General features: G+C 34.1%; 8 protein-coding genes and 2 pseudogenes. All 10 read left to right on the top strand.

Going from position 1 to position 14,513, the window contains the following annotated elements:
* Positions 1 to 233: 233 nt before the first annotated feature.
* Positions 234 to 2,861 (top strand): AAA family ATPase, encoded by a 2,628-nt coding sequence (locus Q9R24_RS14495; protein WP_000251195.1) that lies wholly within the window; start codon positions 234 to 236, stop codon positions 2,859 to 2,861.
* 179 nt (positions 2,862 to 3,040) lie between these two features.
* Positions 3,041 to 3,952, top strand: a complete 912-nt coding sequence (locus Q9R24_RS14490) for a DUF6236 family protein (RefSeq protein ID WP_000503872.1) — start codon at positions 3,041 to 3,043, stop codon at positions 3,950 to 3,952.
* Positions 3,953 to 4,052: 100 nt separating this feature from the next.
* On the top strand, positions 4,053 to 7,238 hold the full coding sequence (locus Q9R24_RS14485; protein WP_000615758.1) for a type ISP restriction/modification enzyme: 3,186 nt from the start codon (positions 4,053 to 4,055) through the stop codon (positions 7,236 to 7,238).
* Positions 7,239 to 7,625: 387 nt separating this feature from the next.
* Complete coding sequence (locus Q9R24_RS14480) at positions 7,626 to 8,288, top strand: TnsA endonuclease N-terminal domain-containing protein (protein WP_001052041.1); 663 nt, start codon at positions 7,626 to 7,628, stop codon at positions 8,286 to 8,288.
* The gene (locus Q9R24_RS14475; RefSeq protein WP_000100555.1) at positions 8,285 to 10,336 is read left to right on the top strand and encodes a Mu transposase C-terminal domain-containing protein; all 2,052 of its coding nucleotides are present in this window, start codon (positions 8,285 to 8,287) and stop codon (positions 10,334 to 10,336) included. The genes Q9R24_RS14480 and Q9R24_RS14475 overlap by 4 nt, the downstream gene beginning before the upstream one ends.
* On the top strand, positions 10,329 to 11,342 hold the full coding sequence (locus Q9R24_RS14470; protein WP_001281162.1) for a TniB family NTP-binding protein: 1,014 nt from the start codon (positions 10,329 to 10,331) through the stop codon (positions 11,340 to 11,342). Before Q9R24_RS14475 ends, Q9R24_RS14470 begins: the two co-directional genes overlap by 8 nt.
* A 15-nt stretch (positions 11,343 to 11,357) precedes the next feature.
* Positions 11,358 to 11,759 (top strand): annotated as a pseudogene (locus Q9R24_RS15015) (TniQ family protein); the annotation flags it as partial.
* A 99-nt stretch (positions 11,760 to 11,858) separates the two neighbouring features.
* The gene (locus Q9R24_RS14465; RefSeq protein WP_000642242.1) at positions 11,859 to 13,817 is read left to right on the top strand and encodes a hypothetical protein; all 1,959 of its coding nucleotides are present in this window, start codon (positions 11,859 to 11,861) and stop codon (positions 13,815 to 13,817) included.
* A gap of 135 nt (positions 13,818 to 13,952) precedes the next feature.
* Complete coding sequence (locus Q9R24_RS14460) at positions 13,953 to 14,195, top strand: hypothetical protein (RefSeq protein ID WP_000104011.1); 243 nt, start codon at positions 13,953 to 13,955, stop codon at positions 14,193 to 14,195.
* A 1-nt stretch (position 14,196) separates the two neighbouring features.
* Positions 14,197 to 14,513: pseudogene (locus Q9R24_RS14455) on the top strand (hypothetical protein); the annotation flags it as partial.

Raw genomic sequence — 14,513 nt, 5'->3', positions numbered from 1 at the left:
GGCGTTAGATTGGCTTACACCATTAGAGAAATTTGCTCAGCTTGTTGATTATCATATGGCTTTTGAAACTGTCGCACCTCATGTTTGAATTCGCCCCTTTATCATTCATATAAAAATATTGCCCCCTATACAATGTAAAATTCAGCTAGTCAAAAAGACAAAAAAATGATAAATATCTATAAATTACATTATTTTATAAATTAGATTTTTAAAAAATTCTGGAGGGGGTAATTGTGGTAAGAGAGGAATATTTGCGTTTTTTACAAACGTTTAATGTGGATTCTACATCAATAAATGCTAAAAAAATTGCTAATATTGTTTTAGATAATTTAGAAGAGCTAACTCAGTTATCAACACATCAAGGTCAAAGAATCCGAAGAATAATTGCTTTAGCTCAGCCTCAATGGAATGAAATCAGAACGGACATAACTATCATTAATTCGGCTAATTCAAATGATTATCAACGTATTAAACAATTAAAACATATGGTGGTTGGTCCCTTTAGAGGATTTGCACGTGCAGAAGAATTCAATTTAGATAGTCAATGTGTATTAATTTACGGACCAAATGGTACTGGCAAATCAAGTTTCTGCGAAGCACTCGAATATGGCCTGCTTGGGAGTGTTAGCGAGGCTGAAACTAAGCGTTTTCGAGATCAGGCTGAATATTTAAAAAATGCTCATGTTAATCAATTTACTCCCCCTCACATTATTGCTAAAGATGCAAATGAGGACGATGTAATTGTTGAACCCAATGCATCTAAATACAGATTTTGTTTTGTAGAAAAGAATAGAATCGATAACTTTTCTAGAATAGCAGCCCAAGCCCCTTCTAAACAGACTGAACTTATTTCAACATTATTCGGATTAGAGGCATTTACAGATTATGTTCGTAACTTTACTACCGAAATTGATGAAAGATATATAGATATTCAAGGAGAAAAAACCAAATTACTTGCACAAAAACGTCTTGAATTATCATCTGCAGAACAAATCAAGATAAACAATATTGCTGAGTTAGAAACTATTACACAGGAAGAACTAGCGCTCGCTCAGCGATATAAAAATAATTTCAGCTTTAATCTAATGGTTAGCGAAATTATTGGAACAACAGATTCTTTAGGTGCCATTCATCAACTAGAAAAAGAGTTACAAACACCTGTTCCTTTAAAAAGTAATTTAACAACTTCTGCCTTAGACATATTGATAAATAATATTCAAGTTAATATTAATCAACTTAATAGTCAACAACAAGAATTGGGATCGTATAGCCAGCAAATATCATTTAAACAACTATATGAAGCGGTTATACAGATTCAACCAAGTAATCCTGAAAGTTGCCCAGCCTGTCATACGCCCTTAAATCTAGTTACAATCAATCCGTACCTGCATTCGCAAGAAGAATTAGAAAAACTTCAACATTTGGCTAAAATACAAAAAAGAATACAGGACACTCAGCAAACCATAGGCCAACAATTATTTAGTCTTTCTCAAATAGTAAATACTTGTTTACATTTTTTATCAACTAATAATCAACTTGTTGCATATCAAATCCCTAATGGTATACAACCAACTCTCTCTTGGTGGAACTCTTTACTACAATATTTAGCAGATGGATATACCCCTTATCAACATATAGTCGCGCAGGTAAAACATCTCGAAAATACAGATCTTCTATCTAGCCAAGCTCAAGCAACAAGAAATTCAACACTAGAAGAATTAAATAGATTACGTGAATTTGAACGTCAAATTACAATCTTACAGACTCGTCGTAATACAGCTTTAAAGGAAATTTCAAAAGCAGAATTACTCATTACAAATTTCAATACTCAAAATGCACAATTAATCAACGAGGTGACCCTAGAAGAATCTATCCTACAAAGAAATCAGTCTATCTTAGAGGGATATACTGAATTCGTAACTAAAATAAATGCATATAGCAGACTTTTACCATCACAATTAGTTGCTGATTTAGGTGAAACAGTTACTACCCTATACAACGCATTCAACCGTTATGATGCTTCTCATGAAAAGTTAGCTTCGGTCAAACTTCCTTTGACACAGTCGCAGAAATTACTTATATCATTTCAAAAAGATCCAACAACATTTTTTGATGCCCTTCACATTCTCAGTGAGGGACATATTAGATGTATTGGATTAGCAATCTTGCTAGCAAAAAATATTAAAGAAAATTGCCCTATTTTAATTTTTGATGATCCAGTCAATGCAATAGATGATGAGCATAGAGCCGCAATAAGAGAAACCTTATTCAAGGACTCATTTTTCGAACAAACTCAAATCATTCTCGCTATCCATGGTGAAGAGTTCTTCAATAATACTCATCAAATGTTAGGTAAAGAGAGAGCCGCTATTTCGCAGTCTTATATATTCTCTCCCCATAAGCCTGATAACCATATATATGTACTTTCATTACAACGCCCTCGAAATCATGTGTTAGTAGCACGAGAATTGTATTCTAGAGGAGAATATAGAGATGCTCTTATGTCATCAAGACGAGCTTTAGAAAATTTATGTGATAAAACTTGGTTTCATTATGGAAAACATTGTGATAGGAATGACGGTTTAATTAGTGTATCAAGAAGATCTCCAGATCAACCCTGGGATTTAAGAAATCTCGCAGAAAATTTAAAATCTAAAATTGATAAGTCTCAAGCAAATATCCCTAAAAAAACAGAAATCGTATCCGCTTTAACATTGTTATTGGGTCCAAATGGCACCTCCCCATGTTGGCGTTATTTAAATAAAGGTACACATGATGAGGACAATTTACCGGAGTTCGACCAGCATATAGTTGGCAAGATAGTGTCATCACTCGAACAGCTAGATTCAGCACTTAATTGATGATCAATTATGACAAAATTTCACCAAATAACTTAAAAGAGGGTTCATGAGGTATGAAATTATTAAAAATTAAATTTTTATAATTTCAGTCTTATAGAATCCTAATAGTTAAAAATCTTTATTAATTGAATACTGTAAAAGATGTAATTTTTACAGGCAAACATCTAATTGAGTAAAAAATGGGCGAAATAATCCAATTTAAGAAAAAAAGAATTCCTAAAGGCCTAATAATCTCAGGATTGGGAGGCGTTAGTAATGAAAATGGACCTGTAGCTAAAGATTTAACACATAGTGATTTGATGTTTTATGGTCTTTATTGGGATAATATCGTTATTACTCAAATACCAATGTTTCATTTTACTAATAATGTGATTGAAGAATTTAGAAGTAATGGAGTTATTGAATTTTATACAAATGCCCCTCCGCCGCAAATTCATTCTTCCGAAATGCAAAGGTTGGCTTTAGAGTCTTTATTAGCATGTCAAAGCATAAGAAAGCAGACTACCGACTCTGATTGGATTATTTACAATAACGTTGCAGATGGATTTAATTCTATAGAATCTGACGATTTGATAGAGCAACATACCATTAGAATCGAAATTGCAAAATGTCTTCCCTATCCAAGTACCTATGTTCCCATAGATACTCTTAGAAAGTTTAGAGAAGATTATATTGATGAACTTGATAGACTTCATTTAGCAAAATATAGACTATTTGATAAAATTAGTTCATATGAAAATTTGGAAAGGAGAGATCTAGCCAAATCATATGAATTAGATGAGTTTCAACGTGCAATAAGAGACTATGAATTCGCTTTTTCCTCTAAGTTTTCCTATTATTCAATGAAATCATTAATTAGTGATATCAAAAGTAATAAGTTTCAACTATTAGAAGCCAGTTTAGCTGCTGGAGACCTCTTGGTAAGTGGCCTTAGCCTATCTGGAACTTACAATCTTGGCAAAACATTCTTTAATATTTTTGGCTCAAAGCAAAAGATTCATGAAGCAAGGAAGAATTCACCAGAATTTCAATTTATCGGCTCTGCGATCAATAAAGGAATTATCTTACAGAAGTTTGATCATAGTTTATGAATAAATAGATAAATTGCAGATATTACGAAGAGACTGAAGGTTTTAGATATGAAAATTTAAAACCCAGTGAATGAACGTGAAATACATGAGACTACATTAAATGATCCAAAATTATATTCAGGCAGTAAATGCAAAATTTGTCACAGGTAAAACAACCGAACACAGCTTTCGAGGGGATCTACAAAGCTTAGTAGAGTCAATTATCGGCTCAGGCTATATGGTAATTAACGAGCCTAAACGTCAAAGATGTGGTGCGCCTGATTATATCATTGAGAAAAACAGTATTCCTATTGGATTTATTGAAGCAAAAGACATTGGTGATACAGACCTAGAAGGTAAGAAAAAAACAGGTAACAAAGAACAATTTGACCGCTATAAAGCATCTTTAAACAATATCGTATTCACCAACTACCTGGACTTCTATTTTTATCAAGAAAGTGAATTAGTTGCTAAGATTTCTATTGCTGAAATTTCAGGAAATCAGATCAAAGCCTTGCCTGAAAACTTCCCAATGTTTGAGAGTCTGATTAAAAATTTCAGTATCTATCTTGGGCAAACAATCAAAAGTCCGCAGAAATTAGCCAAAATGATGGCAAATAAAGCAAAATTACTTGCTGAAATATTAGAAAAAGCAGTAACCAATGATGAAGATACACAGGAAGACAGTACTCTAAAGGCTCACTTCGAAGGCTTTAAGCAGATTCTTATTCATGACATTAAGCCAAAAGGTTTTGCCGATGTATATGCTCAGACCATTGCTTATGGAATGTTTGCAGCCCGATTACATGACTCAACCCTCAAGACTTTCTCAAGACAAGAAGCTGCTGAACTGATTCCAAAATCGAACCCTTTCTTGCGTAAACTATTTGGTTATATCGCAGGTCCAGACATTGATGATCGTATCAAATGGATTGTTGATAGCCTGGCAGACATTTTCTTACATTGTAATGTTGAGGAAATCTTAAAGACTTATGGGCGTTCAACACGAATGAACAACCCAATTATTCATTTCTATGAAACTTTTCTGAGCGAATATGACCCTAAAGAACGTAAAAAACGTGGCGTATGGTACACACCTGAACCTGTAGTCAATTTCATTGTCAGAGCTGTAGATGAAATTCTAAAAACTGAGTTTAATCTTGCTTCAGGATTAGCCGATACAGCCAAAACTACTATTAAAATTAAAAACCCCACAACAGATAAGCGTTATAAAGATGGCTATATCACAACAGAAAAAGAAGTTCATAAAGTTCAGATCCTTGATCCTGCAACAGGTACAGGCACATTCCTTTCACAAGTCATCAAACACGTACATCAAGACTTTGAAGGGATGCAAGGGATATGGAGTAACTATGTTGAAAAGGATCTGATACCACGTTTAAACGGTTTTGAGTTGCTCATGGCGAGCTATGCAATGGCTCACTTGCAACTTAACTTGCTGTTATCAGAAACAGGATATAAACCACAAGGCAATATTCAACAAAGACTGAAAGTTTATCTAACTAATAGCTTAGAAGAAAGTCATCCTGATACTGGTACTTTATTTGCGAATTGGCTCAGTGCTGAAGCAAATGAAGCGAACCATATTAAACGTGATACACCTGTCATGTGTATTATTGGTAATCCACCTTATAGTGGTGAAAGTGCTAATAAAGGTGACTGGATTATGAGTTTAATGGAAGACTATAAGAAAGAACCAGGCGGAAAAGAAAAATTAAAAGAAAAAAATTCTAAATGGATTAATGATGACTATGTAAAGTTCTTACGATATGGGCAGCATTTTATTGAAAAAAATGGAAGTGGTGTGCTTGCTTTCATTAATCCTCATGGTTTTTTAGATAATCCAACATTTAGAGGGATGCGCTGGAATCTACTTAAAACTTACGACAAGATTTATACCATTGATCTTCACGGGAATGGGAAGAAAAAAGAATTTTCTCCTGATGGAAGTGTAGATAAAAATGTATTTGATATCATGCAAGGCGTATCTATTAATATATTTATTAAAACAGGAAATAAAAAGAATTCAGAGCTAGGTCAAGTCTTTCATTATGATGTATTTGGTAAACGTGAAGAAAAATATAATTTCCTTTCTGAATCAAACTTAAATGATATAAATTTCAATGAAATTAAACCAGTAGGGAAACAATATTACTTCATTCCTCAAGACATGACATTAAAAAGTATTTATGAGAAAGGTATAAAAATAAGTGACTTATTTCCTGTTCAGGGTAATGGAATAGTAACAAAGAGAGATAATTTATGCATTCAAGCTACTGCTGACAAATGTTTGCAATCAGCGCTAGACATAATTACGTTAGAAAAATCTAATTTTTATAAAAAATACAATCTTCCTGCTGATGTAAGAGATTGGAAATATGATTGGGCTAAAAAAGATATCCAAGATTCTTTTAAAGATCAAACGTGTGTAAAGCATATCAACTACAGGCCATTTGATAAAAAATATATTTACTACACAGGTAATTCAAGAGGTTTTGTAGGATGGCCTGTAGATAAAATTATGCGAAACTATTTACAATCAGAAGGAAACCTAGGTCTGCTTTGCACTAAAGCACATAAAGATCAATCTTTTGCTCATATTTTTGTTACTAATACGATCACGGAAGCAATTTTTCTTTCTTCAAAAACTGGCTCAAATGCCATGAATCTGCCTCTTTATATTTATTATGAGGATTTAACAACTGAAGGTAAAATATGTAGGAAACCCAACTTAGAAAAAAAATATATAGACAAAATAAGTAGCATTATAAAAAGAAAATTTTCGGATGAAATATCTACTGAAAGTCAAAATTTTTCACCTATAGATATATTAAATTATGTATATGCTGTTCTTCATTCAAGAATTTATAGAGAAAAATATAATAATTTTCTCAAAATTGATTTTCCACGAGTTCCATACCCAAAAGATCAAAATACATTTGGTCAATTAGTTGGATTAGGAAATCAATTAAGAAAACTTCATCTTATGGAAGACTCCACTTTAAAAGCTATTTTTCAATATCCTGAAAGCGGTGACAATATTGTTGAGAAGCATGTTTACAAAGATGGAAATGTCTATATCAACGATGAACAGTATTTTGCCAATGTTCCTGAAGTAGCCTGGAACTTCTATATCGGTGGCTATCAACCTGCACAAAAATGGCTCAAAGACAGGAAAGGTCAAGCTCTACAATTTGAAGATATTAAGCATTATCAGAAGATGATTGCCACGCTTCAAAGAACTTCTGAAATTATGGAAGAGATAGATCAAATAGATTTTATGTAAAAATACATTACTGTTAAATGAGTATCTTTAAAAATGCTCATTTAACATTGTATACAAAATTAACCAATACATACGTCCTGACATAATCTAGATGCCCCTTTTAACAGTTAAAAATCACACTAGGCGGAAAGGCCTATCAAATATTCATTTTTTAGATAATCACACTGGTTTTGTCGCAAAACTTTAAAAATGACAATATCAAGTAAGATGAAATAATTGGAAAAATCAAAGCATAAGATGAAATAAAAAACACCAATTATTAGTTGGTAGACTTTAAAATCATAATCTTACAAAAAACATTATTTCTCGAACAAATGTTGATTCAAGTATAAGATGAAATCAAGCTATCATGAATTCTGAACAAAGAAAATTCTTGGAGTTTTCGAGATGGCTAAGCATGGCGTTAGGCGTATTACCAATCGAGGGCGAGACCGAGTAATTGGAAAATTTGCTAGCTTAAAGATGCAGCAGATTATTCAATGGGAGTCTCAAATAGAAAGGGACTGTTGCTATTGGCTTGAGTTCGATAGAGATGTAATTGCCTACCGTTCACAACCACTAATTATTTCCTATATCTTTGAAGATAGAAAGCTGCGTCATACTCCAGACTTTGAGGTCATGCGTCATAGCTTACAAACAGGTCAATATCAATATTTAGAAGTTAAACCATATAAGAAAACAATGGAAGATGAGTTCAAACGCAAACATATTGCTCGCGCTGCGCACTTTCATCTTCACGGACATATATACGATTTAATAACTGATGAACATCTCCGTAAAGACAGTTACTTAGATAATATTCGACTTCTATACCGATATGCTCGCTTAACATCTAATCCTGAAATACTTTTAAAAATCAAACGAGCCTTACCAAATCATTCTAAACATACTCTAAAAGTACTACAAAATCATTGCGTTGATTTTGGAGCAGAAATGGAACTTGCGTATCTCTTACTCTACAACGGTAGCGCTAGATTCGATATGGAGAAGCCTCTTCATATTAATACCGAAATAGAGATGACATGGTATGTTGGAGACGATGATCTATGAGTAGCTATCAATTTTCTTATGGACACTATGTCGCTTATCAAGGTTCAGTATGGGAAATTGAAAGCCTTGATCCCAAAACAAAAATATTAAAACTTTCAAGAACAACTGATGCTCTGAAGATTTCAATACCATACTCAGAAGCATTAGGTCACCTAGTTAACAATCAACTTAAATTTATTGATCCTGAAACTGCTACCAAACCTTTAATTACGGCAGAACAACGTGCCTTAGCAGATTTTTCAACAAAATCATCAGAACAAAAAAAGGAGGCTGTAAGAAGGTCAAAATATCTAAATATTCTAAAGGAACTAAAAGTCCCATCTTTCACAAAAAAATATCTTGATCCACTTATTGCAAATATTGCTCTTCAAATTGGAGACCCCACACCACCTTCAGCAATTACAGTATATCGTTGGCATAAAAATTATAAGAATGCTAGTGAAGACATACGTTCATTAATCAAGAATGAGCAAAAAAAAGGGAATCGAAGTAAGCGCCTTGATCCAGAAGTACAACATATAATAGATACGACTATTAAGGATGTTTACCTGAAGGGCCATAAACCATCAATAACAACAGTCTACGAAGAGCTTAAAAGAAATATTTGGAAAGAAAATAAATTCAGGATAGCTAGTGAGGCCTTAACAGCGCCGAGTTTAACTACTCTAATCAATAAAATTAAAGCACTTGACCCTGTATTAGTTACTCTACATCGAGAAGGAAAACATGCTGCCGAAATGGAATTTAGAGTCTACCAAATGGGTGTCTCAACAACTAGACCATTAGAACGGGTTGAAATAGATCATACCCAATTGGATTTATTCGTCATTGATGATCAAACTGGTTTTCCTTTGGGCAAACCGTATATTACTGCCGCAATAGATCATCATACCGGCTCTGTCACAGGATTCTACATTAGTTTTACTCCACCAAGTGCATTTAGTGTCATGGAGTGTCTAAAAGTAGCTATATTGCCTAAAGTTGAAATAAACAAAATCTTTCCTTCTGTTAAAAATACATGGGATGTTTTTGGTGTATTCGAAACTTTAATCGTAGACAACGGTAAAGAATTCTATAGCATCGCGCTCGAAGAAGCGTGTATTCAACTAGGGATTAACATTCAATATGCACCTCCGCTCCAACCTTGGTTTAAAGCTTCCATTGAGCGGTATTTCTCAATTATAAATCAAAAATTACTCAATGGTATGGAAGGTAAAAGTCTAAAAAATCTTGGAAAATTTGCAGATTACAATCCTATTAAGAATGCAGTAATAGATTTCTCATCATTAGTAGAAATTATGCATATATGGGTGATAGATATTTTTCATCAAACTTTCAAAGAACGCATTGGTGATACACCAGCAGAAAAATGGCGTAAAAGTGTACTGATATATCCACCATTACTTCCCAAGAGTGCATTAGACGTGAATATTACTCTAGGACTTCATGACAAACGAAAAATTGTGAGGACTGGCATCTCCTATGAAGGTCTAATCTATAACTCATCAGAACTGGCTTTACTGAGGCAAAAAATTCTAGACAATCCAAATGTGACTATAAAAATAGATCCTTCCAATATTTCTCATATATTTGTTCTTGATCCAATCAAAGAGGAATATTTCAGTGTTCCAGCAATAAACCAGAAATATGCAACGGGTAAAACTTTATTTCAACATCAAGTAATCAGAAGGAATGCCCGTGAATACGCAAAATCTTCGGTAAATATGAATAATTTAATGGAAGCTGCTGATAGGATTGAAGAAGTTGTTGAAAAAAGTAAACATACTTCCAAAAACAGGAAAACACAATTATCTCAAAAAGTTGCACGCTACGAAGATATCTCTCAGAACTCAGTACTATCCTCTAAGTCAAATGAACAACTAAACTCTATTTATAAAGAAATGAATCGTTCTCCAGAAAATCTGGTCACCGAAGTTGAGAAAAAAATAGACCCTGTTTCTAGCGATAAAATACCACTCACATCATTTTATGATGAAGCGGATGACTGGTCTTCTGATTACAGCTTGGGAGGTATTAATAATGAGTGATTTAGCAGAATTTGTTGCAGCTAATGCAGATAAAATCAGAAAAATTGAATCTATCTTTATAAAATATCCTAGACTCACAAGCATTCTTGATTGCATTGAAGAATGTCGTGAAATGTCTAAATTTTCAGAAGAGCCTCAGTGTATGTTTATCACAGGAGGATCAGGCGTAGGAAAAACAAGTCTAATTCGACAATATTCTAGTCGTTGGCCGTCAATCGAAATGCCTGATGGTGACATCCATCCTGTCTTTAAAACATCTATACCTGCCAGCGCTACAATTAAAAGCGTAGCAACCGCAATGCTAAGTGATCTAGGTGATTTAGCAGCTACCCATGGAACCACTGTAACTCAAAGCAACCGTTTATATGCTTTAGTCCATCAATGTAAGGTAGAAGTCATAATTATAGATGAATTTCAGCATCTCATTGATAATAAGACACAAAGAGTTATTGGCTTGGTAGCAGACTGGATCAAGATGTTTATCGAAATTACTAAAATTCCAGTCATACTAATTGGTATGCCAGAATCGGAAGCCATTTTACATCAAAGCCCTCAACTACGCCGCCGATTCCTCACCAAGAAACGCCTAACTCCCTTTTTATGGGATAGTGAAGCCAACCGAAATGAATTTAGAAAATTTTTAGCTGAAGTAGATAAATCTCTTCCATTTGATGTGTATAGTAATTTAGCTTCAGAAGAAATTGCTTACCGTCTTTTTGTAGCAAGTCAGGGAACGGCAGCAAATATCATGTCATTGATAAAGCACGCTGCCTATGATGCCATTAGACATAATCATCCATGTTTGACTTTAGCGCATTTAGGCACAGCTTTTGATTCAATTCAATACGACACCACCCTCCCCAATAATCCATTCCTAGTAGAGACTTCTGTAATTTCTTCTTGGAAAGCAACAAGTAGGATTACACACTCAGAAATTGGCACTAATAATCGCGTCAAAGCCAAGCCAAAAGAATTGACAATCAGAGATACCATAACCCGCCGTTAATCGATTGATGAGCGTATGAAAAAACGACTATTAAAGCGTCCAGAACCTAATCTAGATGAAAGTATGATCGGGTACTTACTACGCCTATCGGATGCTAACTGTTATGAATCCTTGAATCCAATATTATCGCTTTTGGATGACAATGATTTTGAGGTAAAGGCTCATAAAATACGTGCTCTTTGCATGGGTAAATTGAATATAGAACGACTGTCTCATCTCACAAATACACCTCAAAATACTTTGAACAACCTAATTTTTCAGTCGATTACTCTCAATAAAAGCCAATATTTCAGAGTCGGTCATGCAAGCATTTCCGATGAGTTAATGAATTTTAGAAATCCCGCAATCTGTGTACAGTGCTTAACAGAGTCTTCTTATCATCGAAAAATATGGACAGTTGCATCTTATACAGTGTGCCTTAAACACTTATCTCTATTACAGGATACATGCTCGACATGTAATTCAGTATTTAGTTGGTCAAGAACAAACTTACTGAAATGTCGCTGTGGTGCTGAAATGAAAGCAGCAGATTCACTGCAAGTTGAAAGCTCTGAAACACTACTAGCAGATATGACTGCACAAGCAGTCAATGGCGATTCGATCAAAGGACATCCACTAGTCAAAGATATGCAATCATTTTATGCAGTCATTCATCTTGGCTATATTTTATCCAGTAGGTATTCTTGGTCTAATACAGAATTAGACCTTAGTTATCAAATTATAAGTAATAGGCACATTGAAGCTCTAAATGCGTTCAAACCATTTGCTAATTGGCCAGAAAGTTTTCATCAGTTTCTAACAGAAATTGTCGCAAGAAATCGTGCCATCTATCCAGCATTTAGTAAACCAGCTCTGCTCTTTCGCCTAAGTATGGCTTTGGATCGTTCTCCATTACGTAAATTACAACCTGACATCTATCAAGCGGTAGAGTCTGAATTAGAAAGTTTTATACGCACAGAACAAACGCCATCGATATTACCAAAGCCAAAGACTGAGAATCTGAAACAAGACAAGCTATTATCAAAAAAAGAAGTTAAAACTATGCTAGCCGTATCTGATTCTAGCTTTGATCAGCTTATCAAAACTAATTTAAAACCACCTTCGCTGGATGAGAAGTACTCACTAGATAATGTAGCTGAACTCAGAGATATATTATTGAGGTTAGTTACGCTAAATGAAGCAGCTAAAATTTTAAGGCTGTCACCCCACAATACAAAGAACCTGTTAAAGAGTGGAATTATTACCGCATTTCGTGGTCCTGATATTGATGGCTACCGTGATATCTTGATTGATACTAAGGTGTTAAATAACTTATTAAGTACTATTAGCAAATCAGTAAAATCAAAATTTATACATGAAAATATATCTCTTTCGCTTTATTTCAAGAAATATCACTATCATTCGATGCGGACACTGGATGAATTAATTCAAGCTGTACTTGATAGACGACTTTCTATAGTGAACTTTGATAAAGAAGCTGGTTTATTGGGTATTAGTTTTGATAAAAATGAATTACTTCAATTCATTGATATACAAACAAAAAATAAAGATAAAAATGAATTATTAGATATCAATGATGTTATTGTCGCATTAAATACCTACCGTGATGCAGTATATCGAATCATGTCAGTAGGCCTTTTAAAGTATAAAATGGCAAAAATAAATATAAAATCTACTCAGCGCTTTGTTTCACCAGAGGAATTAGCCCGTTTCAAAGCTAAATACATTTTGCCAAGCGAAATTGCAGAACTTTTTCAAACAAATGTTACCAACATTGCTGAGCGTATAAAGCACCTTGGCATAAAACCCATTTCAGGACCAACCATTGATAATGGTTTAGTTTATGTCTTTGAGCGTAAAGATATTATCAGCATCAACAAACAACAATTGGATAAAGTACAAGGTTATCAAACCCGCACCGGTAGGCCCAAAAAAGGACAAATGACTACAAAAAGCAAAGCCAAAACAGATTATATGGATGCGCAAGCAGTTGCTGAACTTTTGGGAGATAGTGCTAATATTCAAAAAGTGTCACGTTTAGTAAAAAAGGGTTTTTTACAAGCGGTGCAACATAATGGAGAATTGGGTAACAAACGTTATTTTAAATCCGAAGTAGTACTGCAATACCTTGCAGAATTCCAGAATAATCCGCGTCTTATAAAACTACAAGACATACCCACTTGGTTATCAATTGACAAGCGCAGACTCGAAATTGATTGGCTGAAATCAGGGCGATTGAGCTTAATCGATGATGGCTTAGGCCAGCGCTATGCCCATATGGATGACTTGGAAAACATCAAGAAGCTCAGGATATATGCGTTAAGTACACAAGAACTAGCTGAATCTACTGGAAAAACACGCCAAGATGTTAACAATGCAATCCGCCTTGGAAAAATTCAACCTATATCAGGACCCAATTATGATAGTTTTCCGAACTTTTTATTTGATCGCTCAAGCATTATCAAGCTTCTTTAGATTGCGAATGCAGAGACTTGATGATCTAAATATTTATCAACTTAAATTGCCGTTGACGAAATTGGGCTGAAACCATCATTTATGTTACATTATGTATCACTAAAATATTATATAGAATGAGATCTAAGGGAACTAATGAGCACTATTATAAACTTTTTAAGCAACCCAGCAGTTGGTGGAGTAGCTGCAATATGTACAATCCTCACAACAATATGGGGGATAATACAAACAATACGTGTTAAGAAACTATCACAAGAAATTAGTAATTTGAAAACAAGCAAAAAGACTGATACCGACCAACGTCAAGTTAAAACGCATGATCGTTCTACATATGTGGAACAGGCAAATGATATAACTATTAATCATGGATCAGACTGATATGTGTCCTGATCGTTCTACAAATATTGGCACAGCTCAAACTGTCACCATCAATCAAGTTGCACCAAATTTTCAAAGACGGCCAGCTTTAATATCTCAAGTAGTAAAGAGACTTTCATCACTAACGCTTATAGATGAGGCATTCACCAATCAGTTAGAACATACTTATAATATTGAAGCTAAACTCGAATATAATCATGTATTTAAGTATCGTCCTTTAATTGAAGAGTATGGTGAATACGGACACAATGTCATTAAAATATTAAGTACAATTGATCAAGAAAAAATTGGATCTGAAAAAAAAATCTTAAAATTAAT

Origin of the sequence: Acinetobacter sp. RRD8 (genome assembly GCF_031844225.1) — a bacterium.
In the GTDB taxonomy this organism is placed as follows: domain Bacteria; phylum Pseudomonadota; class Gammaproteobacteria; order Pseudomonadales; family Moraxellaceae; genus Acinetobacter.
This window is presented reverse-complemented; position numbering and strand designations above follow the sequence as displayed.